Here is a 23,390-nt window from a genome sequence, read left to right on the forward strand (position 1 = left end):
AATTTTTTAATAATAGTGAATATGGACGTAAAAGACTTCAACTCAAGAATCATTGGATTATTAATAATATCAATATTTATAACAATTATGTTTTTATATAAATTAATATACTTAATACCACTTATTTTTATAGCAGTACTTATGTTTCAGAGTAATAAGAAGATTTTTAGTTATATATCAAGACATACAAGACAAATCCAAATGTATAATATCGAAGATGGAGTATTCTATAGTGAAAAGAAAGCTAGTGCAGTTTTAATAATAGATGATATACAAATGGATTACAAAGATTTTACAAACTCGAATCTGAAATCATATATATCGTCATTCTATAAAATTTTGGACATAGCAAAGGATATCAACATAGTATTAAAGAAAGAGAGCTTCGATAAAAACTCATACGTAGAATCGCTTTCACAGAAAATGCAAGCGCTCCGGATAATGATCGATAGTGATCCTTCAAATGAGAAAGCTAAAAGAAAGCTCGAACTAATGGAAACTATAATATCAAGAATCGAATCTGGTGAGAATCCATTTAAATATGAAATGTACATAATTGTTAACTCTAAAGATAAAAACTCAGCGCTAGCTACCGCATCCATGATTAGGCAAGGATTAGAAGGTCTTGGTATAAAAACCAGAATAGCTACACTAAATGAAATACGAGAATTATTAAAAGATTTTTTTCGTTCAAAATTAAATTTTAACAAAATTGTATTACCTACCCAAATTCCATATTTAACACCAATTTCTATAGAGAAAAAGCCTAATAATGGTATTATAATTGATGGAATATTGTTAGGAAAGGATCCTAATAATAATAGCCTAGTATTTTGGAATATAACCAAAAGTCAGAACACTCATCTATTAATTGTTGGGCCTACTGGTTCAGGTAAAACCGAGTTTTTAATCTGGCTATCCACGCTGCTAAATGTGATCTATGGAGGTACAATAATCCTATTTGATATAAAGGGTGATATAAAACATAGACTTTCTAAATATAAAGTGCCATTTCAATTGATAAATCCGTTATTTTATAGACTAGGACTTCTTGATGAATATGAAATTCCTATAAAGATTAAGTTGCTTCAGATAGAGAAAATACTTCTCAATTCATTCAGATTAAGCAAGTTTAGCTCATCTATTTTATACACTTATCTAAATAGACTAATAGACACTGGCTACTTAAAATATAGAATTATGTGGAAAGATTTAGAAAAATATTTAGACGAATTAAACGATTTTCAGTTAAAGTATTATCTCGGCAAGTTAATAAACATATTATCCTCAATGGAGGATTCGGAATTGCCACCCTTGCTACATGGAATTAGCGAAAATGAGATAAATGTAATAGATCTCACTCTGATTAAAAGTGAAGAAGTAAAAAGACTTATAATATATTCCGTTCTGCAAGAGATATATAATAAATTTTCATTAGAAAAAATATATGATATGTCTAGAGTATTCTTAGTATTGGATGAAGCATGGACTATTTTAAAAAATGAATCCGAAGATTATCCCATTGTTGTAGATCTAGTAAAAAGAGGAAGAGGGCATGGAATTTCCATCATTATGGCAACGCAAAACTTAGAAGATCTAGGTGACCTAGTTAATATATATCTAGATAATATAGGAGTAGTGGTATTTATGAATAATGGAGATAAAAAATTCTGGGAGGAGGTAAGAAGGTTTGTTAATGTTGATAACGATACATTATCTAACAATTTAATGTTCATGGGTAGAGGAGAAGCTCTCGTGAGATTTTTAGGAGATCCTAGGCCAATAGTTATAAGATTAGGCAACTTAGCCAGTAGCACGCTCTAAAATAGCTTGTATACCCGTTTTTATCTTATTATAGATTATTTCGCTATTTATATTTTTTAAAATTATCTCTCTTAGATCATTTTTATCCATTTCGATAGTATAATCTATTTTATTCAACTCCTTCTCTGATTCTAGAATTTTACTTAATGCGGAAAAATATGACTTGGTTAATGTGATCTTGTTTTTTATAACAAATTTTGCAACGGGAGGTGTAAAATAGATCTCGGCTAAAATTTCACCTCTTTTATTCTTTATATACTCTATACTACCTTTATTACCCTTTATAGTAGGTAAATAGCCGGATTCTATAATACTCAATAAAAACTCATAAAATTCAAGTTCTTTTCTCAGGCTTGCAATCTTGTTCTCAAGGAATTTTTTTAGCTCATCAGTGTTAACACTCATCACAAATATCTATATACATTAAACTATATATAACCTAAACTGCAATAGTTAGTTTAATGAAAGATAGAGTTAGAGTTGCCGTAGTGGGAGGTTCAGGATACACGGGTGGAGAGTTACTAAGAATACTAGTTACACATCCGAAGACAGAAATATCAGCCATAACTTCTAGAGAATATGCAGGAAAACCGGTATCATTGGTACATCCGAATTTAAGAGGGCTATTATCGCTTAATTTCACAAATTTCTCGATAGATAAAATCTCAGACAAAGCCGACGCAATTTTTCTTGCTCTACCACATGGAGTATCGCTAAATTACGTACCCAAATTACTGGATTTAGGATTAACGGTAGTGGATTTGAGTGCAGATTTTAGACTCAAGAATCCCGAACTTTATAAAATATGGTATAACTATGAACATCCTTACCCAGATCTATTAGACAAAGCAGTATATGGACTACCAGAGTTGCATTTCGAGGAATTAAGAAATGCTAAACTTATAGCTTCCCCAGGATGCAATGCCACAGCAACAATACTAGCACTAGCCCCAGTTGTAGCATCAAAAATAACTGATGAGAAAAAGTTTATCAGTGATGTAAAGGTAGGCAGTAGTGAAGGGGGAGCTAAACCTTCAGAAGGAAGTCATCATCCGGAGAGACAAAATGCAATTAGACCTTATGAAGCCGAAGGACACAGACATGCAGCAGAAGCTGAACAAGAACTGTCCAGAATAGCTAAAGTGAATATAAGCGTAAGTATTGTCCCTCATGCTGTGAGCAGCATCAGAGGGGCTTTAGCATCTGCACATACATGGTTATCTAATGAGATAGAAGAGATTGAAATATGGAAAAAAATAGCCGAATTTTATAGAGGCAAGAGATTCATCAGAATAGTTAGAGGTAATATACACCCATATCCTGATCCAAAATTCGTTATCGGAAGCAACTTCGGTGACATAGGATTTGCTGTAGAAAAAAGAATTTCAAGACTAACAGCATTCTCAGCTATAGATAACTTGATGAAGGGTGCGGCTGGCCAGGCTGTCCAAGCCTTTAATATCTCTATGGGATTTAACGAAGATGATGGATTAAAACTAGTACCCTTGAGGCCTGCCTAAAATGATAGTGGTTAAAATAGGTGGAAGAGTAGTAAAAAACTCGTTAGATAAGGTAATCTTAGATATAGCAAATATAAACGATAAGGTAATTTTAGTGCATGGCGGAGGAGATATTGTAACCGATTATACTAAAAGATTGGGAATTGAACCAGTTTTCGTAACATCACCTGAAGGTATAAGAAGCAGATACACCACAAAGGAAGAATTAGAAGTTTACATTATGGCAATGAGCCTTATAAATAAAATGATAACTTCAAAATTATGCAGCTTAGGTAAAAACGCGATAGGTATTACAGGTGCTGATGGAGGCTTACTGCTTGCAGAAAGAAAGAAAAGAATAATTGTAATTGACGAAAGAGGAAAGAAAAGAATAATTGAGGGTGGTTATACAGGTAAGGTAAAAGAAGTAAGGAGTGAAGTTATTAATCATTTAATGAAATTATTTGACATAATAGTAGTATCACCTTTAGCCCTAGATGTTGAAGAGAGCACACCACTAAACATTGATGGAGATCAAGCAGCATTTGCAATAAGTAAAGCTGTTAAAGTAAACGTGTTAGTGATTCTTTCAGATGTGGAAGGAGTATTAGTGGAAGGAAAAGTAGTTGATAGACTTACTCCGGAAGAGGCAAAAGAGCTTTCTAAAAAAATAGGCCCTGGAATGAACAGAAAGTTATTAATGGCTGCTGAAAGTGTTGAAAATGGTGTAAATAAAGTAATAATAGGGTCTGGAGTTAAAGATAGACCAGTTAGTAGTGCTTTAGAACTCAATGGGACGGTGATAGTGAATGGGTAATGCAAATGTTGATGAGAGTGATCTAAAAATATTGGAGATTTTAAAAAAGAACGCGAGGACACCTTATACATTGATAGCCAAGGATCTTAAAGTAAGTGAGGCTGCGATACGAAAGAGAATAGAGAAATTAATACGCCAAGGTATAATTAAGAGATTCACTATAGAATATGAGCTAGAAAATGAGATTAGAGCAATAGTTATGGTTCAATCTACACCGCAAATACCAACACCGGAAATCTCTAAAAAGATAGCAAAAATTCCAGGGGTTGAAGTAGTATATGAGACTACAGGAGATTATGATATTCTAGTAATAGTAAGGGGAACAAACATAACATCAATCAATAGAACAATAGATGAGATTAGAAGTATTCAAGGTGTTATCGGAACAAATAGTACTATTATCCTTAGAACTTGGTTCTAAAATCGTACCACTTATTACTAAAAACTTTTTCTACACAAAACTAAGTTAATATCTAACTGACCTTCAATGGTAAATCTAAAATGCCCTATTTGTGGTGGAGAATTAACCGTAGAAGACGATGCGTTACCAGGAGAACTTGTTGAACACGAATGCGGAGCTCAATTAGAAGTTGTAAAACAAAACGGAAAATTGTCACTCAGATTAGCAGAGCAGATAGGTGAGGATTGGGGAGAGTGAAAATAGGAATTCTATATGATATGCCTAGATGGGAGGAAAAAAACCTAATTGAAGAGGGAAAAAAATTAGGCTATCAGGTTACTACCATATATAGTAAAGATTTTGTTCTTTTTTCAAATGAGTTTAATATAGAGAATGATGTAAATCTTTTTATCCAAAGAAACATATCACATAACAGAGCACTTATTACATCGTTTCTAGTAGAGCAGCTTGGCTATCCCGTAATAAATGACCATATGACTCTAATTAGATGTGAAAACAAAATTTTTACAACATATATTTTAGCCAAACATAATATACCAACTCCTAAAACTTTCATAGCATTTGATAAAACTAACGCAATGGAATATTCAAAAAAACTAGGATATCCGGTAGTTATAAAACCGGTTGAAGGAAGCTGGGGGAGAATGGTAGCTAAAGCTGATAATCTAGACATACTATATAGTTATTTAGAGTATCAAGAATTTAGTACACAAAAATACAAAGATATATACTACATACAAGAATTTGTTAACAAGCCAAATAGGGATATAAGAATATTTGTGATAGGAGACGAAACTCCGGTTGGAATTTACAGAGTTAATGAAAATAATTGGAGAACTAATACTGCATTAGGTGCAAAAGCATATCCTCTTAAAATAGATGAGGAACTTAAAGAGTTGGCATTGAAAGTAAAGGACATAATAGGGGGTTTCTTTTTAGGAATAGATATATTTGAGGATAAGGATCGGGGATATCTCGTAGATGAAGTAAATGGAGTGCCAGAATATAAAAATACTGTAAGAGTAAATAATTTTAATATATCAAAATTCCTTTTGGAAAAAGCAGTAGAGTGGGTGAAAAAATGATAAAGTTATTAAAATTCTATCAAGATAGAGGCATTAAAATTGTTAGAGGAGAAGGTCAATATGTATGGGATGAAAGGAATAACAAATATTTAGATTTACACGCTGGACATGGAGTAGCGTTTCTTGGTCATGGAAATAAAATTGTTATAGACTATTTGAAAAAGCAAATGGAGGAAATCTCTACTCTCTCTTTAGCTTTTGATACACCAATACGAGAGGAGATGATAAAAGAACTAGATGAACTGAAACCGGAAAACCTAGATAATTTATTCCTCTTAAATAGTGGATCCGAAGCAGTAGAACTAGCATTAAAAATTGCAAGAAAAATTACGAAAAGGAGAAAAGTTGTTGCATTCAAAAATTCATTCCATGGAAGAAGTATGGGTGCTTTGTCAGTAACCTGGAATAAAAAATATAGGGAACCTTTCGAGCCATTAGTTGGCCCAGTAGAATTTTTAGAATATAATAATATAGATTCCCTAAGGAGTATTACGGAAGATACAGCAGCAGTAATAGTAGAACCAGTACAAGGTGAAGGAGGCGTAATACCGGCTAAAAAAGAGTTTATGAAGAACTTAAGAGAAGTTACGGAAAAGGTTAACGCTATATTAATAATGGATGAAGTGCAAACGGGATTTGGCAGAACAGGTAAGATATGGGCACATCAACACTTTGATATAAAACCAGATATAGTAACAGCAGGTAAAGCAATTGGTGGAGGTTTTCCAGTAAGTGCAGTATTTCTACCAGATTGGATAGGTGAGAAAATAGAAGAAGGTGATCATGGTTCGACCTATGGAGGAAATCCATTAGCTGCTGCCGCAGTTACTGCTGCTTGTAAGGTTGCTAAATCTGAAAAAATTGCAGAACAAGCTCAAAAGAAAGGAGAATTATTTATGAGAATTCTAAAAGAGAAATTGGAAGATTACAAAATAGTCAGGGAAATAAGAGGGCTTGGCTTAATGATAGGAATAGACTTAAAGGTTAATCCCTCGATGGCTATAAAAATCTTACAAGACGAAAAGGTATTATCATTAAAAGCAGGGCTTACAACAATAAGATTCTTACCCCCATATCTAATAGCACAATCAGATATGGAGTGGGCTTCAGATGCAGCAAGAAAAGGAATTAGTGAAACAGAAAGCAAAAGAGTTGCTTCTTGATCTTTTATCAATATATACACCATCAAAGAACGAAACAAATGCTACCAAATTTTTTGAAAAAATTTCTAATGAGTTTAATCTTAAACTTGAGATCCTACCAGACTCAAATTCGTTTATACTCGGAGAAGGAGAAATATTATTAGCATCTCACGTAGATACCGTTCCGGGATATATTGAACCAAAGATAGAAAACGAAGTAATCTATGGAAGAGGCGCAGTGGATGCAAAAGGCCCATTAATAAGTATGATAATAGCTGCATGGTTACTTAATGAGAAAGGAATAAAAGTTATGGTAAGTGGATTAGCAGATGAGGAAAGTACTAGCATAGGAGCTAAAGAACTTACATTGAAAAATTTCAATTTTAAACATATAATTGTGGGAGAACCGTCAAATGGTACAGATATAGTTGTAGAGTACAGAGGATCAATACAATTAGATATAATGTGCGAAAGTACTCCAGAACACTCTTCATCAGCTAAGAGCAATCTGATCGTAGATATTTCTAAAAAGATAATTGAAGTTTATAAACAGCCTGAAAATTATGATAAGCCATCAATAGTACCAACAATAATTCGCGCAGGAGAGTCCTATAATGTGACGCCTGCTAAATTATACCTACATTTCGATGTAAGATATGCAATAAATAATAAGAGAGACGATTTAATCAATGAGATTAAAGATAAATTCCAAGAATGTGGTCTTAAAATAGTTGACGAAACACAACCGGTGAAAGTTAGTATAAATAATCCAGTAGTAAAGTCCTTAACTAGAGCGTTATTAAAACAAAATATAAAACCGAGGTTAGTAAGAAAAGCAGGAACAAGTGATATGAACATATTACAGAAGATAACAACGAGTATAGCAACCTACGGTCCTGGTAATTCCATGCTAGAACATACTAATCAAGAAAAAATTACCTTGGATGAAATATATATAGGAGTAAAAACGTATATGTTAGCAATAGAAGAGTTATGGCAAAAGAGCTGACTAGAAACTTTCTCTTTAAACCTATTTACAAACTGTATGAGATCTTATTATGGAATCAGATTCGTAATGGTCCATTACCAGATCACGTGGGTATTATACCAGATGGGAATAGAAGATGGGCTAGAAATAATAATCTTTCTCTTAACGATGCTTATTTCTATGGTTATAAAAAATTGAAAGAGGTCTTAATATGGTTATTGGAACTTGGTGTAAAAAATATAACAGTTTTTGCACTCTCTACGGAAAATTGTGAAAAGAGAAAACAGAGTGAACTATCAATAGTAACAACATATATTAAAAGAGGTCTACAAGAATTATTAGAAGATCCCATCGTAGACAGATATGAGGTTAAAGTAAGTGCAATTGGAAAACTAGATAAATTACCCAAAGATCTTACTGATTATCTTAATAAAGTAATAGAGAAAACCTCTAACTACGATAAGAGAAAACTTACGTTAGCTATTTGTTATGGGGGGAGACAAGAAATACTAGATGCGGTCGTTAGGCTTCTAGATGATTATAGAAATGGAAAAATTAGTAAAAACGAGATAAATGAGGAAACATTCAGAAAATACTTTTATGATAGTGAGTTGCATGATATTGACTTGGTAATCAGAACTTCGGGTGAAGTGAGAATTAGTAACTTTTTACTTTGGCATGTAGCATACTCTGAATTGTTCTTCTGTGAAGCTTACTGGCCAGAATTCAGAAAAATAGACCTATGGAGAGCAATAAGGTCATTTCAAAAAAGAAAACGTAACTTTGGAGCCTAAGTTTTTTAATCCTTTATTACACACTTTTAAAGTGGCGTAAGTTATGGGATTTTACCAAGGCCCAGATAATAGGAAAATTACTGGTGGTTTAAAAGGAAAACACAGAGATAAGAGAAAATATGAAATTGGAAATCCATCTACGCTTACAACACTGTCTGCAGAAGATATAAGGATAAAAGATAGAACGCTCGGTGGGAACTTTAAAGTTAGATTAAAGTATACTACAACTGCTAATGTCTTAGACCCAGCAACAAATACTGCAAAAAAAGTCAAGATTCTTGAAGTCTTAGAAACACCAGCAAACAAAGAACTAGCGAGAAGAGGAATAATAATAAGAGGAGCTAAAATTAGGACAGAGGCAGGGTTAGCTGTAGTCACGTCGAGACCAGGACAAGACGGAGTAATCAATGCGGTGCTCTTAAAGAATGAGTCTCAGGGATCTTAAAGAAGAAAATAGAATAGTTATTTGGCCTTCATATTTTTTCTCACCAACTAGATCTAAAGGAAGACGGTTAGCTAGGATGCAATATAAAATAAAAACCGAAGAATTAGTCTCAACACTAAAAGAACTTGGTCTAGATCCAGTAATTATAGAAAATAAAAAATATCCTAGAGATAGAAAGATTAATTTTTTAATAGCAGTGAAGAAAATTAAGAGCAAAAATTATACGTTAAAAATAATATACAACGCACTTACGAGGACAAAACAAGCTAGCTCTAATAAGGAGAATTAAGAACATCAAGTTTAATAAAGATCAAGGATCCTATTCTCATTATATATGTATATAGTTACTGGCGGTGCTGGGTACATTGGTGGACATCTGGTAGATTATTTAGTTTCAAAAAATTTAGAAGTGATAGTTATTGATGATTTGACCTATGGTAGATACAGAAACGAGAAGGCTAAATTTATAATGTTTGACTTACGTCAAGGCAGTATAGTAGAGCTTACAGAGAAGTTAGAAAAAAAACCGATAATTTATCATCTAGCTGCAAATCCCGACGTAAGAACATCAATGATAAATATCGAGGAACATTTCGAAAGGGATGTCAAAGTTACGTTAAATGTAATGGAGTTGGCAAGAAAAGTAGATGCAGAAAAAGTAATCTTTGCTTCTTCATCTACCGTGTATGGAGAGACAAAGAAAATTCCAACTCCGGAATCAGAAGAACTTAAGCCAATTTCTAATTATGGATTATTTAAACTATTGTGTGAAAATGTGGTAAAGTATTACGCAGAACAATATGGCATAAAAAGCATAAGCGCAAGGCTGGCAAACATAACTGGAGGTAGGGTAAGTCATGGGGTAGTAGTTGATTTTGTCAAAAAACTCAGAAATAATCCAAACTTGTTAGAAATCTTAGGAAATGGAAAACAAAGAAAAAGTTATCTGTATATTAATGATTTAATAGAGGCATTTATGATGTTAGAGGAAAAAGTAAACAAAATTTATGATGTTTTTAACATAGGTAATACTGACTGGATCTCTGTAGACGAGATTGCTAAAATCGTTATAGATGAAATGAGATTAAGCCCCAGAATCATTTATAAAGATTTGACAGCTGAGGGGAGGGGATGGCCGGGGGACGTGAGAGTAATGTTATTAGACATCTCAAAAATCTCAAAGGAAATAGGTTGGTCACCTAAAATGGGTTCTAGAGAAGTGATTAGGCAAGCCGTAAGAGACTTGTTATATGGATACAAGTCAGTCTATTAATAAAATGTTTCATATAATTAAACAGAGTAAGGCACTTTCATATAAGAGCTATCTCTAAACTTCCTTGATAGATTATCAATGTCAGTTTATTATCTAATTATATTGACGCGACCACACAATCTTGCTGCTTTTTTAATATTGCTCATTTTTACTGATCTCATACAAACCTATATAGGTTGGTGATGTTAAGCGTTTTGGTGATAAGAAGAGGTTTGTTGCTTATTGTGGTCTCGATCCTCTTGTTGAGTCTAGTGGTAAGAGTGTTGTATCGAGAGGCGTTCAGTAATAAACCTTTCGGTCAAACTTCAAGCATAGTGTCAACTAAGGTTGCCACGTGAGTCCTTTCAACCCACATGGCGATTCGAGGGAGGGATTCACCTATTTAGGCTCATAAGGCCTATTATTATACCATACACTCCATATAATCCTTGCCAACTTCCTAGCCAAAGCAGTGTACAACTTCTTACCTTTTAACCTATCCCTATGAGACTCATAAAACTTCAACAATGTTGGGTTCCTAGAATAATTCCTCACTGCCAAAAAGTAGAACAAGCTACGCAAGTACTTATTACCCCTCTTGGAAATCCCCCTACTTATTACAGCTCTTCCACTCCTTTCCACAACTGGGTCTAGACCACAATAGGCAACAAATGATTCTGGCTTGGGAAAACGCCTAACATCACCAACAACACCAATAATAACCCCAGCTGCAAGCCTCCCAACACCCGGTATCGTCAATAGGACGTGAGAATGTCCGAAATGTAATTATCTGAATGAATATATAAATGAATGATAAATATTAATATTATCAGAAGTATAAAACCTGGTTAATCTGGAAAAACTTGATCATGGAAAAATATCAAGTTAAGAAGATTTATTTATCATGCATGGTGATGCTTGAGTGCGTGATGACGTTTCTTAGAGTTGAACTATTCGACGTCCTGGAGGGGTTCTTCGTTGGACGGCTAGGAACATCCTGATGTTGTAGAAGACTCCCAGGACGTGGAGGAAGGCTTCGTTCCTCCACACCGTGGTCCCATAGGGCCTCCAGAACTTGTACAGGAAGGTACCGAAGAACTCCACGTGAGCCCTCAGAGTCGTGAAAGGTTTCTCCATAGCTATGAGCTGGGTTGGGGAGGGCGAGAAACCCCTGTCAGCTATCTTAATCCCCTTGAGCGGGGACTTAAATCTCGGGGCTACTGGGTAGGCACTTCTCCTCAAACTTGAAGGAAATTTCCAGCAACTTCTTCCTCACTTCGTATACTCTTCCCACGAAATCGTGTAACGTGCTCTTGCCCACTTTCCTCCCAACGAACCACGCCACAACGACGTTCACGTTGACCATCTTTACTGCGTCTCTATAGGAACAAGAGTAGAGTACCATGACGATTAGTAACTTCAGGTAAACCAGAGTGCCTTCTCCTAGAACTCTTTCTAAATCTAGGGTGTCTAGCACGGGTTTGATATCCGTTACCATTTTTCCCTCTACGGCATATCCTCTCTTGGGGGGAGAGAATAGTACACTAAGTTTGGGATGCGTCTTAGTGTACGTGCCATGGTACTACTCTCTCCTCCCATAACTTAAGTATTACTACAATTTAATCCAAGATAATGCTAAGAATCAATTTATTCTCAAAAATTAAAATTCAGTTTTTTACATTCCGGACACTCTCACCTATCTAATCTTCTCCACTACATATTGAATTCCGAATTGATTAGAAAACCCTCCCAAGAGGAAAGTTGAAAATGTTTCTTAATCATTCTTTTTGAGGAAATTTAGTGCGCGGGCCCGCCGGGATTCGAACCCGGGACCTACGGGTATCTCCGCTTTTCTTACATGGTTAAGAGCCCGTCGCTCTACCTGGCTAAGCTACGGGCCCATCAATAAAAACTACTATAAATAATATATAAAGTAAACGGTTTCTAGCTATTTAATCTATAACTATGCGTGTGTCACATAGATTCATTATATCTTTATCATGCGTAGCGAGAATTAAGCCTCGTCTTTGCTCCTTAAGAACTTTCACCATTTCGTAGAACGAAAGTAATGCTTCTCCATCCATTCCTATACTAGGCTCATCTAAGCCTATTACTTTAGAGTTTGAAGAAAAGGCTGATGCTATCAGAACCCTCATTTTTTGACCGAAACTTAGAGCATAGGGACTTCTATCTGCCAAACTTTCTATATTAAATAAAGATAAAGCATATTTACTTCCTACAATCTCCTTTACGGTAAAATCAAAGAATTGTAAGTCTACTTCTTGAAAAATTACGAAGATTTTCCTAAATAGTTTTCTGAGAATAGTAGTTTTACCACTTCCGTTTCTGCCTAATAAACACAAAATTTCCCTTTCTCTTATTTTTATCGTATAATTATTAACATTTACATTAAATATTTCATTACCCAATTCACTGTTAATCTTAGGTAAACTAAATCCTCTTAATCCTTCTTTCCTCAAGAATTCCGTATCGAAAAGTTTTTCCTTGGATATTTCATTTATTTCCGTATTATTCTTAATCATGTAGACCCTATCTACTAATTTGCGCAATTCGTCAATACGATGTTCAGCAATCAAACTGTTTTTAGGAATTATTTCACTAACCAACCTTACTCCTTCATCATCTAAGTTTGCAAATGGCTCGTCCAGTAAGATATATTCGGGATTTGAAGCTAAAACTGAAGCGATAGCGTACCTCTTTTTATATCCGTCCGACAATTTATTGAACTCGCCCTCATAGTAATTACCCATTAACTTTCTAGCTATTTTATCATCTACCCTATGGAATCTTTTCATTAACTCGATTTCATCCTTGCACGTCGAAGCCAATATTTGAGAAGAAACGTCTTGTAAAACTGCTGAGATTCTTGAATAATCCTTCTCTTTGCAGAAGTCCATATCATCAACTATAACGTTATTAAAGGTAGTCTGATCTATGCATAATGTGGATAATATTAATGTAGTTTTTCCGCTTCCGTTCTTACCTACTAAACCTACTCTTTCTCCTTTTTCAATCTCTATCTTTCCGTTTAAATATTTAGGACTACTGATAAGCATAATGCGGCTACACCTATAAGTAGAAGTATTAAATCTTCCCTTGAAGGTTTTAAATTTCTCTTATAATTATACTTACCGAACAACTTAACAGTATATGCAACATATAAATTATCAGCTACTTTCACGGTTTCTACTATTATTGGAACTAATAATCTTTTAAGATCTAATAAATTTATTTTTCGAATTCTTGCATAAAATGCAACGTTTTGCATTAAATCATAAAACCTAGGATAATATGTAAGAGCGATTACAAGAGGAACCCCCTTAGAACCAAGTAAGTCAATTATTGAAGACTTATCAGTATAGTCGCTTGAAATTAGGAAAACGTTAACAATTGAGAAAGCTCTAAGCGTATACTCATAAATGAAAATTTTCCCAAGAAAACCCAATATAAGATAAGATAGAATACCAATTATAGCCTCTATTACAATAATCCATTTTCTTCTATATAATACGATCGATGTAACTAGAAATGGTATGACAGAATTAAAAAATATACTATTTGCATAGATTAGGACTGAAAAAACTAAAATATAAAGAAACTTTACCTTCATTTGATAACCCCTGCTCTGATTAAATATGAGACAATATAGAAAGATATCAATCCCATTAATGCACTTTCGGCAAACATTCCAACTGATACTCCAGTCCAGATATATAATGAAGTTATTATAGGTGCAGGGACTTTCACCATGTAAAGAGCAAGTAAAGTACTTAATATCCCCTCTAGACCTCCCGCAATTGTAGTATAAGTTATTACTGCCTTCAAAGACCTATATCCCATGACTCTTGTTATGCCCTCTACAATTAGTGCTATAATAGTTAAAGGTATTGCAATAAATGGTAAGAAGCTAATTGCATACAATCCAGCGTTAATTAACCCTATAAAAATAGGACCTAACTTTCTATTAATAACTTGTATGCCAATGGAAAGAAGTATTAGAGGAACAGTGAGATTCAATATTGGATCCGCAAATATATTTACAGCAAAAAGACTAGTAGATAGTGCTAATCCCGCAGCAACAACATATGATGCCACTGAGAAAACTGCTGCATAAACTAAGGCCTTCTTAACTGAAATTTGATCTGAAGACTTATCGTTCATATTTTAAACTTCAGAATAAGACAAAATAAAATTTTAGTCTTAATAAGTACTTTACCTTTATATTAAATTCTTGAAACTACAACTGACTCGAAATTAGGATCTATCTTTACATTTACGATTTTCTTATCTGCAGATTTTAAAGCCTCCTCTAACTCAGTTAGCGTTTCAACAGTTACACCACCTAGGGTTCTTTTTACAATCTCATTGAAATTAACGTTGATACTAGTTTGTGATCTAGTAATGGTCGGTAAATCAGAGCTTGAAACTTCAATATAATTTGCACCACCATCGTTTAACACAATTATTTTTCCCTTAATCTTATCCACTTTGTATTCTAGTAATGACAAATATGGTAATATTCCTTCTAGGTCAGTAATTCCATATGCAACGTATTTAGAAGCTATAGCACCACCCACTGCAATACCCCTCTCAAGCAAAGATTCTGCAGTATACCAGCTCTTCTTAGCGTTTATTGGTAATCTAACGAAATCTATTGTGGTAGCTGACATATCTACATACACTTTTTCAAAACCACCTACTGTGCTTAGCATTTTCACTACGTCAATTGGCCATAATCCGCTATAAGATTTAACTGAATGTACTTCACGCTGATTCTTATAAATAATGTCACTAGCTCCTCTATTTACTTTCTCCTTTATCTTAGCTTTCAATTGTGTTAAGAGCTCCCTTAAGAATAGCCCAGTATCAGCTACTACTGGAACATGAGGCATGAAGACCTTGCCTATGTCTTCACCATCAACATTATTATGTGCTAATATGCCCTTGTACTTTAATGACCAGCCAGCCGTACTTAACTGAGTAAACCTAGTGCCTAAAGCTAATATTACGTCAGCATTCTCTATCAAATAATTTGCAGCATCAGTACCAAAGGCGCCTAATCCTTCTCCAGCAAATAATTTATGGTTAGATGGTATTGAACCTTTCGCCTTAAATGTAGTAACCACCGGCGAATCTAATAACTCAGCCAATTCAACTAACATGTCTTCTGCATCGCTTAAAACTATCCCATATCCCGCGATTATAACTGGTAATTTAGCATTAGTCAGAAGTTCAGCCACTTTAGCCACAGTATTTTTATCTGGAGTCCTCTTCTCGGGCTTTTGACCCGCAGTGGATAACGGATAAGCTTTTGCCCTAAATAAGTCTTCAGATATTTCAACATAAGAAGGCCTTGGTCTATTACTAACCGCTTCCTTGTAGGCTTTCTCTATTGTAACAGTTATTTCTTCTATACTGATAACTCTTTCTTTTGTCTTGGTTATTGGAGATAAAATATTTGATAAGTCATCAATCGTTCTAAATTCGCCAATTCTAGCCCTTCCCGTATCCCTATGTGATCTTACGCTAGATATAATAAGAAGAGGAACCGATTCCATATATGCTTGAGCTATGACATTTACCGCATCAGTTAGCTTAGAACCAGGTATCTGAATTATAGTTCCGACTGAGTTATTTTCCATTGCATAAGCGTATGCCAACCAACTTGCGTCTTTTACTGCCATAGAAAATTCTACTTCAATATTATACTTCTTTAGCATTTCCTTAACCATATTCGGTAGGAAGTAAGTCGAAAACACTTTGGTTATCCCAATGTCATTAAGAACATATGCAAGTGCTTCCTCACCTTTCATTTCTACGCCTACAGTCTCCTCTTTCCTTTTGGGCTGACTCATACTAACATTATAATTAAGACTACTTTTTAAATCTTCTAAAAGCCGGGGGCGGGATTTGAACCCGCGAAATAACGGGTGTCAACTAATACCACTGCGGCCCCTAGCGCTACCGATGGGCTGGTAGTGCCGCCTTAGACCGCTCGGCCACCCCGGCAACAATAATAACTTATTAAAAGCTACTTAAAAACTATATGGGTGCATATGCTTGATACCTTTTAGCAAGGTAGGAGAAGTTCTTCATGAATTACAAGATCTTACAAAATTCATAATAATTGGAGATACAATAGTCGATATTTCTCTAAAGAGAAAAGGAACTGAGAGTGATGTGGACTTGTTTGCTCTAGATATAAGCGTCTTAGTAGATGACGATAAAATCAGAAACTTCGCATATGAGAGAGGATGGGATTATGGTAGAACTCCAATTGATACTCCAAGATTATTAGCTCCAGTTGATGATGACCAACTCCAAGTAGATTTGTATGAAAATATACAAGATTTCTTTGTTCCTAAAGAAATTCTAGATAGTGCAGTTAATATAAAAATAGGAGCTTATGAGTTTAAAAGCATAAGATTAGAAGATTACATTTTGCTCAAAGCCAACGCGTTTAGAGAGGAAGACGAAGATGAACTAAAAACACTAGTGTACTTACTTGGAGAAGGTAAGATCAGTATCGATAAGGAATATTTGAAAACGCATGTGAACGCATTTGAGGAAAATAGTGAAAGTATAAAGGAACGTTTATCAGCAATTGGAATAAAAATTTAGTTAAGTAAAAAAATGTTAGCCTTTCTTAGTTGGTAATTCCTTCTTCTTCAATCTTAAGTTTGTACTATGACATCGCCTACATTTGGTTGCCCTTATAGGATTAAGAGCTCCGCATTTTCTGCATACCTTTTTCAAAAATACCCTTTGTTGCACTATCTGTAATTTCGCGGGATCGGTTAGCGGCATTTATTTATCCCGGCTATAATTATTTTATCTCGCATTCATAAGTATTGCGGTAAACGGAGTGAATGAAGATGAAGATCCCCCTAGATTATGTTTGCGTTAGAAGTGGACTTCTGTGCAATAGATGCCAGTCTCTTATAGATAGTGGTGAGGTATTTGAATATGAAGTTGAAATAATAAAAGTACTATTAGATTTAGAGGAAACGCAGTTCAAAGAGCTTAAGGATTCCATATATCATAAGGCCTACAAAGTGGACGATCTACTAATATTATTAGTTACAAGTGGACCCGAGATGACTCAACAGAAGTGGATCAAAATAGCAAGAATCTTGCAAGATAAATTGAACATGAAAGTTAGAGTCTTAGAAAAAACTAATAGCATAAAGAATAGTGCAGTACAATTACTCTCGCCTGCTAGAGTACTTGGTGTAAATACTGTATGGATGCCGGATGGTTCTGTGCAATATGTAATTCGTGTGTCTAGATCAGAAAGAAGATTATTACCAGCTGAAGCACAACTTTTAGAGTCAGCATTAACTAAAATACATTCAACGCCAGTAAGAATAAGGGTCGAGTAAGTTGTTTAGGACACATCTAGTTTCAGAATTAAATCCTAAATTAGATGGAGCAGAAGTAAAAGTAGCTGGATGGGTTCATAATATAAGGAATCTAGGTGGAAAGGTATTTATTTTATTAAGAGATAAGAGTGGAATAGGACAGATAGTAGTTGAGAAAGGTAATAGTGCTTATGATAAAATCATGAATATAGGATTAGAATCAACGCTAGTTGTAAATGGCATAGTGAAGGCTGATCCGAGAGCTCCTAATGGTATTGAAGTACACGCAAAAGACGTAGAAATACTCTCATATGCGAAGTCTCCATTGCCGTTAGACGTAACGGGCAAGGTTAAAGCTGATATAGATACTAGACTTAGAGAAAGATTACTAGATTTAAGAAGATTGGAAATGCAAGCAGTATTGAAAATCCAGTCAGTAGCGGTAAAATCGTTTAGGGAAACATTATATAAATACGGATTTGTAGAAGTCTTTACTCCAAAAATAATTGCTAGTGCGACAGAGGGAGGAGCCCAATTATTTCCAGTATTATACTTTGGAAAAGAAGCATTTCTAGCTCAGAGCCCACAATTATACAAAGAATTATTAGCTGGTGCTATAGAAAGAGTATTTGAGATAGCTCCTGCATGGAGAGCAGAAGAGTCAGATACACCGTATCATCTCTCAGAGTTCATTAGTATGGATGTAGAAATGGCCTTTGCAGATTATAACGATATAATGGCTCTAATCGAACAAATAATCTATAACATGATAAATGATGTAAGGAGAGAATGTGAAAATGAATTAAAAATTTTAAATTATACTCCACCAGATGTTAAAATACCTATGAAGAAAATTTCCTATTCAGAGGCAATAGAGATTCTGAAAAGTAAGGGCGTAAATATTAAATTTGGCGATGATGTAGGAACACCTGAACTGAGAGTATTATATAGTGAATTAAAAGAAGATCTTTACTTCGTAACTGATTGGCCTTGGCTAAGTAGACCATTTTATACAAAGCAGAAAAAGGACAATCCGCAGCTGAGTGAAAGCTTCGATTTAATTTTCAGATGGTTGGAGATTGTTTCTGGAAGTTCGAGAAATCATGTGAAAGAAGTCCTAGAGAATTCACTTAAAGTAAGAGGATTAAATCCAGAAAGTTTTGAGTTCTTCCTAAAATGGTTTGATTATGGGATGCCACCACACGCTGGTTTTGGCATGGGATTAGCAAGAGTAATGTTAATGTTAACTGGACTTCAGAGCGTAAAGGAAGTAGTACCATTCCCTAGAGATAAGAAGAGACTAACACCATAAAAGTTAAGTGAATTTTCTTGGATCTCCTCTTAAAATTTCCCTAAGTAATACTGTAGCGTACATCCCCCTATCTAATACAAAAGATATTGTTCTTGTTTCCTCGTTAATTTTTAAATTTCTTATATTCATAAATGCCTTTCTATTGAGGCTTTTTAGTGAAATTTTAAATTCTGGTAATTTAAAAAAATTCTTTTCTATTTCTTCATTCAGATAAATCTCCTTGCAAATATCATCACAGTCATTAAAATAGATAGGAATTCTTATAAATAAATTATCCTTATCATCTGAGTTCTTATACTTGTCTAACCTTCTGGATAAATACATGTTAAATAAATAACTTTGATATGCATCTAAATATAACGAGATTGGAATGAAACTATTTTTAAGAGCTAGGTAATAAGAATTAAATTTCATGTAGTTTTTCAATAATAGTTTCTCTTGTTTAAACTTAGACGGAATCAATCTAACTGCTTCATTAAAATCACCTTTTATTATTAGCTTTCTAATTTCAATAATCTCTTTTGATTCAGAAAGAAAAGGATACGTCAAAATCAAATAGAATGCTTTTTCCCAGTCTCTTTTCAATAGATATTTACCTATTAAATGTGTGACAGGCCTACGAGTACCAAAACGTTGATAACCTATAAAAGCGGGGAGATATGGATTTTTCTCAATTTGTCTCACTCTTTCTACGACTAAATCGAAATTTGACGTTGACAAAGATATTTCAAATATATTCCCGGTATGATTAAACTTCATTGAAGAATATCCAAGAAACTTTAGAATAAAACTATTAGATTTATACTCATTAATCAATTCTTGTTTTTTGGTTAACGTTATATACACTAACTGAGAGGTTATGGCGCTAGCATCCTTAATACCCATATAATTCACTTTCGAATGTAGTACTTTCTGAATTTCAGATAAAACGGAAAAATGATCTATTCCCCATTTTGTGAGCAAGTAAACTGCATATTTACCTTTTTCCTCACCTTTCCACTCGTGAGCTGGCTTAAAGTCAATCTCTTCTACAACTTTAAATCCATTTGGTCTTTCGATTGTTCCGTCTATCTCGTTCCAATCTTCATAGTAATATCTTTCCATACCTAACGCAATGTCTATTTCATGAGGGATCACAGTAATTTTAGATCACCCGTGATAGGATCTATCAAATTCTCTGGAGCTGGTCCAATACCTAGACAAGTTATGGTTCCAGGCTCTAATTGGGTCTTTCCTGCATCTTCAATAATGGAGAAAGGTAAGTTCATTGTTTCAGCCTTTTTAGATCGTAAAATAATTTCATCTAATGAGTTTGCCTTGACGACTATTTTTGGTTGTCCTTGCTGTAACCACTCATTTAACCACTCCTTCCAACGTGAGTTATTAGAATTAATAATACTTATTACTAAAGTTACGGCAGCGTGTGCAACCTGAGCAGCCATCTTACCTTTACCCATTTTAATATCACTTCTTACAACAATAACCATCTTAACCATAATGTAACTAGGAAAACAACAAATACTTTTAAACTTTTATTGAGGTTAAATAAAGGGGAAGATAGATATGTCAGTTAAGCTAAGTATTAGGGAAGAAGTAGAACCACCAATATGTTCAAGTTGTGGGAAAATAATACATCCAAGAGAGAAGGGAGTGGAATTTTACTGTCCCAACTGCGGTGAAGTGATAATAAGAAGAGATCACATGTGTAGAAAACAAGGAGTAGAATATATTTGTCCGAACTGCGGATTTAAGGGACCTTAAGAGGTAGCTTAAAATGACAGACGTGTTAGTAGTCCTTAAAGTATTTCCGGACAGTGATGAAGTTAATTTAGATAATTTGTACACAGATATAAGCAATAAATTACCTAAAGAATATAGAATTATTAGAAAGGAAACCGAACCTATAGCTTTTGGCCTAAATGCATTGATTCTATATGTTCAAATGCCTGAGCAGACTGAAGGAGGGACAGACAATTTAGAAGAAGTAGTAAATAATATACAAGGAGTTAGTCATGCCGAAGTAGTAGGGATAACAAGATTAGGATTCTAATAAACTCTTTGGTACGTTAGTTCTTATATATCCTTTATACGCTAAAATATTTTGGAGATAAAAATTGAGCGCTAGTTCTGGTGAGGAACAGAAACCGCAAAGAAAGGAGTTAACACTTAGAGTAATGGAAGCTAGACAGAAAGATGTCGGAAGAGGAAAAGTGCGAATTGATATTGATTTACTATCGCAAATTGATGTAAGCCCAGGTGACGTTGTTGAAATTGAAGGAACCAGAAAGACTGCTGCACTTGCATGGCCTTTATCGCCTGAGGATACAACAACTGGAGAAAAGGATATAATAAGAATGGATGGAATAACCAGGAAAAACGCTGGAGTCTCAATTGGAGATAAGGTTATAGTAAGAAAAGCAGTTGTAAAGCCAGCTAGCACAGTAAAATTAGCACCATCTAACTTCTCAATTACTGTAGACCCAGGGTTCATTAGTTATGTTAAGAAACGATTAAAAGAATTCCCCCTAGTTGAAGGAGATACGGTATTGATTCCTGTCCTAGGGCAAGCCATACCGTTTACTGTAGTCCAAGTCAAACCAGCAGGTATAGTTCTAGTGAATGACGATACGATAATAAGCATATCTGATAAGCCAGTAGAACCTTCCAGATATCCTAGAGTCACATATGAGGATATAGGTGGAATGAAAAATATTATAGAAAAAGTCAGAGAGTTAGTTGAATTGCCTTTAAGACATCCAGAACTATTTAAGAGATTAGGAATAGAACCACCTAAGGGTATATTATTATATGGTCCTCCTGGAGTGGGAAAGACGTTACTAGCGAAAGCAATAGCTAATGAAACTGATGCATACTTTACTTCAATTAATGGACCGGAAATAATGAGCAAATTCTACGGAGAGAGTGAGCAAAGATTAAGGGAAATATTTGAAGACGCTAAAAAACATGCTCCTGCAATTATTTTCGTAGATGAAATAGACGCAATAGCACCGAAAAGAGACGAAGTGATAGGAGAAGTAGAAAGAAGAGTTGTCGCACAGTTACTCACTCTAATGGATGGTCTTGAAAATAGAGGAAACGTAATAGTAATAGCTGCAACCAATAGACCAAGTGCTGTTGATCCAGCCCTGAGAAGGCCAGGGAGATTTGATAGAGAGATAGAAATACCGTTACCAGATAAACAAGGAAGATTGGAAATATTACAAATCCATACAAGGAATATGCCTTTATCTAAAGATGTTGACCTAGAGAAGCTTGCAGATATGACACATGGATATACTGGTGCTGACTTATCTGCATTAGTAAGAGAAGCTGCAATGAATTCCTTAAGAAGATACTTGCCAAAGATAGATTTGAATCAAGATAAGATACCTCCAGAAATATTAGAGTCTATGGAAGTTAAGATGGAAGATTTCATAAACGCATTCAAAGAAATAGTACCAAGTGGCTTAAGAGAAATTTACATAGAAGTTCCAGAGGTTAAATGGACAGATATAGGTGGCCTCGAAGAAATAAAAGAGGAGTTAAAAGAAGTAGTTGAATATCCTCTGAAATACTCGGAGCTATACCAAAATTCTGGTATAGAACCACCTAAGGGTATATTATTATTTGGTCCACCAGGAACTGGAAAGACGATGCTTGCAAAGGCTGTTGCAACTGAAAGCGGAGCAAACTTCATAGCAGTGAGAGGACCAGAAATATTATCCAAATGGGTAGGTGAAAGTGAAAAAGCAGTTAGGGAAATATTTAGAAAAGCTAGAATGTACGCGCCGGCTGTAATATTCTTTGACGAAATAGATTCAATAGCTCCAATAAGAGGAATCTCTTACGATTCTGGAGTAACGGAGAGAATAGTAAATCAACTATTAGCGGAAATGGATGGAATTGAAAAATTAGAAAACGTAGTAGTAATAGCTGCAACCAATAGACCAGATATCTTAGATCCAGCACTATTAAGACCAGGAAGGTTTGAGAAATTAATTTACGTACCTCCACCAGACAAGAGAGCAAGAATAGAAATATTAAAGGTTCATACTAGGAACATAGTGTTAGGGGAGGACATCAGCTTAGAGGATGTAGCTGAAAAGACTGAAGGTTATACCGGAGCTGATTTAGCTGCACTGGTAAGAGAAGCTACAATGAGAGCTATAAGGGAGAGTATGAAAATATGTATAGAGAAAACCAACGAGAGTTGTAAATCCACTGACACTGAGTGCAAAGATAAAACTATGAAAGAGTGTATGAAGGTTAACGGGGTTAAGGTTTCCTTGAGACATTTCGAAGAAGCTATGAGGAAAGTTAAGCCATCAGTTACGCAAGATATGCTGCAATTCTATCAAAATTGGGTAGAAAAAGCTAGGCAGCAATTGCCCAAAACTACCGTTAAACCAAGTACATATGCGTGAAATCA

Annotated in this window: 26 protein-coding genes, 2 tRNA genes and 3 pseudogenes; 19 read left to right on the forward strand and 12 right to left on the reverse strand. The window is 34.7% G+C overall.

Annotated elements, in window-relative coordinates; translation table 11 throughout:
• Nucleotides 1-21: 21 nt before the first annotated feature.
• Nucleotides 22-1,824: a DNA import protein CedB gene (gene cedB, locus YN1551_RS03920; RefSeq protein ID WP_012714116.1), complete on the forward strand. Its 1,803-nt coding sequence runs from the start codon at nucleotides 22-24 to the stop codon at nucleotides 1,822-1,824.
• Here the strand turns inward: cedB and YN1551_RS03925 are convergent.
• On the reverse strand, nucleotides 1,804-2,229 hold the full coding sequence (locus YN1551_RS03925) for a hypothetical protein (RefSeq protein ID WP_012711953.1): 426 nt from the start codon (nucleotides 2,227-2,229) through the stop codon (nucleotides 1,804-1,806). The two genes, cedB and YN1551_RS03925, sit on opposite strands and share 21 nt — an antisense overlap.
• 56 nt (nucleotides 2,230-2,285) lie before the next feature.
• Here YN1551_RS03925 and argC point away from each other — a divergent pair, with 56 nt between their 5' ends.
• From argC to YN1551_RS15745, 12 genes and pseudogenes are all read left to right on the forward strand, one after another.
• Nucleotides 2,286-3,344: an N-acetyl-gamma-glutamyl-phosphate reductase gene (argC, locus tag YN1551_RS03930; protein WP_012714115.1), complete on the forward strand. Its 1,059-nt coding sequence runs from the start codon at nucleotides 2,286-2,288 to the stop codon at nucleotides 3,342-3,344.
• 1 nt (nucleotide 3,345) lies between these two features.
• Complete coding sequence (locus YN1551_RS03935; protein WP_012717228.1) at nucleotides 3,346-4,140, forward strand: [LysW]-aminoadipate/[LysW]-glutamate kinase; 795 nt, start codon at nucleotides 3,346-3,348, stop codon at nucleotides 4,138-4,140.
• Complete coding sequence (lysM, locus tag YN1551_RS03940) at nucleotides 4,133-4,561, forward strand: HTH-type transcriptional regulator LysM (protein ID WP_012717229.1); 429 nt, start codon at nucleotides 4,133-4,135, stop codon at nucleotides 4,559-4,561. Before YN1551_RS03935 ends, lysM begins: the two co-directional genes overlap by 8 nt.
• 66 nt (nucleotides 4,562-4,627) lie before the next feature.
• On the forward strand, nucleotides 4,628-4,798 hold the full coding sequence (gene lysW/argW / locus YN1551_RS03945) for an alpha-aminoadipate/glutamate carrier protein LysW (RefSeq protein ID WP_012711949.1): 171 nt from the start codon (nucleotides 4,628-4,630) through the stop codon (nucleotides 4,796-4,798).
• The gene (gene lysX, locus YN1551_RS03950; protein ID WP_012717230.1) at nucleotides 4,795-5,646 is read left to right on the forward strand and encodes a lysine biosynthesis protein LysX; all 852 of its coding nucleotides are present in this window, start codon (nucleotides 4,795-4,797) and stop codon (nucleotides 5,644-5,646) included. Before lysW/argW ends, lysX begins: the two co-directional genes overlap by 4 nt.
• Nucleotides 5,643-6,809, forward strand: a complete 1,167-nt coding sequence (lysJ, locus tag YN1551_RS03955) for a [LysW]-aminoadipate semialdehyde/glutamate semialdehyde transaminase (protein WP_012717231.1) — start codon at nucleotides 5,643-5,645, stop codon at nucleotides 6,807-6,809. Before lysX ends, lysJ begins: the two co-directional genes overlap by 4 nt.
• Nucleotides 6,757-7,797 carry an N-acetyl-lysine deacetylase gene (locus tag YN1551_RS03960; protein WP_012717232.1) on the forward strand — a complete coding sequence of 347 codons (1,041 nt, stop codon included), beginning with the start codon at nucleotides 6,757-6,759 and terminating at the stop codon, nucleotides 7,795-7,797. The genes lysJ and YN1551_RS03960 overlap by 53 nt, the downstream gene beginning before the upstream one ends.
• Nucleotides 7,782-8,570 carry a polyprenyl diphosphate synthase gene (gene uppS, locus YN1551_RS03965; protein ID WP_012711945.1) on the forward strand — a complete coding sequence of 263 codons (789 nt, stop codon included), beginning with the start codon at nucleotides 7,782-7,784 and terminating at the stop codon, nucleotides 8,568-8,570. Before YN1551_RS03960 ends, uppS begins: the two co-directional genes overlap by 16 nt.
• Before the next feature lie 43 nt (nucleotides 8,571-8,613).
• Entirely contained in the window at nucleotides 8,614-9,015 is a 402-nt protein-coding gene (locus tag YN1551_RS03970) for a 30S ribosomal protein S8e (RefSeq protein WP_012714112.1), read from the forward strand.
• A complete protein-coding gene (locus YN1551_RS03975; protein WP_012714111.1) occupies nucleotides 8,996-9,304 on the forward strand; it encodes a signal recognition particle subunit SRP19/SEC65 family protein in 309 nt (102 codons plus the stop codon). The genes YN1551_RS03970 and YN1551_RS03975 overlap by 20 nt, the downstream gene beginning before the upstream one ends.
• Before the next feature lie 45 nt (nucleotides 9,305-9,349).
• Nucleotides 9,350-10,288: an NAD-dependent epimerase/dehydratase family protein gene (locus YN1551_RS03980; protein WP_012711942.1), complete on the forward strand. Its 939-nt coding sequence runs from the start codon at nucleotides 9,350-9,352 to the stop codon at nucleotides 10,286-10,288.
• Nucleotides 10,289-10,463: 175 nt separating this feature from the next.
• A pseudogene (locus tag YN1551_RS15745) lies at nucleotides 10,464-10,568 on the forward strand (transposase); the annotation flags it as partial.
• A 98-nt stretch (nucleotides 10,569-10,666) separates the two neighbouring features.
• On the opposite strand, the pseudogene YN1551_RS03985 reads toward YN1551_RS15745, so the two are convergent.
• The 8 genes and pseudogenes from YN1551_RS03985 to YN1551_RS16515 all read right to left on the reverse strand — a co-directional run.
• Nucleotides 10,667-11,038, reverse strand: a pseudogene (locus YN1551_RS03985) (IS110 family transposase); the annotation flags it as partial.
• Nucleotides 11,039-11,206: 168 nt separating this feature from the next.
• Nucleotides 11,207-11,866, reverse strand: a pseudogene (locus YN1551_RS15750) (hypothetical protein).
• A gap of 206 nt (nucleotides 11,867-12,072) precedes the next feature.
• Nucleotides 12,073-12,168, reverse strand: a tRNA-Lys gene (locus YN1551_RS03995).
• A gap of 51 nt (nucleotides 12,169-12,219) precedes the next feature.
• Nucleotides 12,220-13,344: an ATP-binding cassette domain-containing protein gene (locus YN1551_RS04000; protein WP_012717233.1), complete on the reverse strand. Its 1,125-nt coding sequence runs from the start codon at nucleotides 13,342-13,344 to the stop codon at nucleotides 12,220-12,222.
• Nucleotides 13,317-13,898: a hypothetical protein gene (locus YN1551_RS04005; RefSeq protein WP_012716470.1), complete on the reverse strand. Its 582-nt coding sequence runs from the start codon at nucleotides 13,896-13,898 to the stop codon at nucleotides 13,317-13,319. Before YN1551_RS04005 ends, YN1551_RS04000 begins: the two co-directional genes overlap by 28 nt.
• A complete protein-coding gene (locus tag YN1551_RS04010; RefSeq protein ID WP_012714108.1) occupies nucleotides 13,895-14,449 on the reverse strand; it encodes a hypothetical protein in 555 nt (184 codons plus the stop codon). The genes YN1551_RS04005 and YN1551_RS04010 overlap by 4 nt, the downstream gene beginning before the upstream one ends.
• 62 nt (nucleotides 14,450-14,511) lie before the next feature.
• On the reverse strand, nucleotides 14,512-16,143 hold the full coding sequence (locus tag YN1551_RS04015) for a thiamine pyrophosphate-binding protein (RefSeq protein WP_012717234.1): 1,632 nt from the start codon (nucleotides 16,141-16,143) through the stop codon (nucleotides 14,512-14,514).
• A 40-nt stretch (nucleotides 16,144-16,183) separates the two neighbouring features.
• Nucleotides 16,184-16,297, reverse strand: a tRNA-Cys gene (locus YN1551_RS16515).
• Nucleotides 16,298-16,348: 51 nt separating this feature from the next.
• Here YN1551_RS16515 and YN1551_RS04020 point away from each other — a divergent pair.
• Nucleotides 16,349-16,909, forward strand: a complete 561-nt coding sequence (locus YN1551_RS04020; protein ID WP_012711937.1) for a nucleotidyltransferase — start codon at nucleotides 16,349-16,351, stop codon at nucleotides 16,907-16,909.
• A 15-nt stretch (nucleotides 16,910-16,924) separates the two neighbouring features.
• Here the strand turns inward: YN1551_RS04020 and YN1551_RS15755 are convergent, their stop codons facing one another.
• Nucleotides 16,925-17,095: a 50S ribosomal protein L40e gene (locus YN1551_RS15755; protein WP_009990396.1), complete on the reverse strand. Its 171-nt coding sequence runs from the start codon at nucleotides 17,093-17,095 to the stop codon at nucleotides 16,925-16,927.
• A gap of 62 nt (nucleotides 17,096-17,157) precedes the next feature.
• Between YN1551_RS15755 and YN1551_RS04025 the strand changes: the two genes are divergently transcribed.
• Together YN1551_RS04025 and aspS are read left to right on the forward strand one after the other, a co-directional pair.
• On the forward strand, nucleotides 17,158-17,670 hold the full coding sequence (locus YN1551_RS04025) for a transcription elongation factor NusA (protein WP_012711936.1): 513 nt from the start codon (nucleotides 17,158-17,160) through the stop codon (nucleotides 17,668-17,670).
• Nucleotide 17,671: 1 nt separating this feature from the next.
• Complete coding sequence (gene aspS / locus YN1551_RS04030) at nucleotides 17,672-18,961, forward strand: aspartate--tRNA(Asn) ligase (protein WP_012717235.1); 1,290 nt, start codon at nucleotides 17,672-17,674, stop codon at nucleotides 18,959-18,961.
• A gap of 3 nt (nucleotides 18,962-18,964) precedes the next feature.
• Here aspS and truD read toward each other — a convergent pair whose 3' ends face one another.
• Both truD and pth2 read right to left on the reverse strand, forming a co-directional pair.
• Complete coding sequence (gene truD / locus YN1551_RS04035) at nucleotides 18,965-20,098, reverse strand: tRNA pseudouridine(13) synthase TruD (RefSeq protein WP_012711934.1); 1,134 nt, start codon at nucleotides 20,096-20,098, stop codon at nucleotides 18,965-18,967.
• Nucleotides 20,095-20,457, reverse strand: coding sequence for a peptidyl-tRNA hydrolase Pth2 (gene pth2 / locus YN1551_RS04040; RefSeq protein ID WP_012711933.1), 363 nt, complete (start codon nucleotides 20,455-20,457; stop codon nucleotides 20,095-20,097). Before pth2 ends, truD begins: the two co-directional genes overlap by 4 nt.
• A 67-nt stretch (nucleotides 20,458-20,524) precedes the next feature.
• On the opposite strand from pth2, the gene YN1551_RS04045 reads away from it, so the two are divergent.
• The 3 genes from YN1551_RS04045 (at nucleotide 20,525) to YN1551_RS04055 (ending at nucleotide 23,385) form a co-directional block, all read left to right on the forward strand.
• A complete protein-coding gene (locus tag YN1551_RS04045) occupies nucleotides 20,525-20,722 on the forward strand; it encodes a zinc finger domain-containing protein (protein WP_012711932.1) in 198 nt (65 codons plus the stop codon).
• A 13-nt stretch (nucleotides 20,723-20,735) separates the two neighbouring features.
• Nucleotides 20,736-21,011, forward strand: a complete 276-nt coding sequence (locus tag YN1551_RS04050) for an elongation factor 1-beta (RefSeq protein ID WP_012711931.1) — start codon at nucleotides 20,736-20,738, stop codon at nucleotides 21,009-21,011.
• Between the two features lie 64 nt (nucleotides 21,012-21,075).
• Complete coding sequence (locus YN1551_RS04055; protein WP_012717236.1) at nucleotides 21,076-23,385, forward strand: CDC48 family AAA ATPase; 2,310 nt, start codon at nucleotides 21,076-21,078, stop codon at nucleotides 23,383-23,385.
• Nucleotides 23,386-23,390: the final 5 nt, after the last annotated feature.

It is taken from the genome of Sulfolobus islandicus Y.N.15.51 (assembly GCF_000022485.1).
GTDB classification, from domain to species: Archaea; Thermoproteota; Thermoprotei_A; order Sulfolobales; family Sulfolobaceae; genus Saccharolobus; species Saccharolobus islandicus.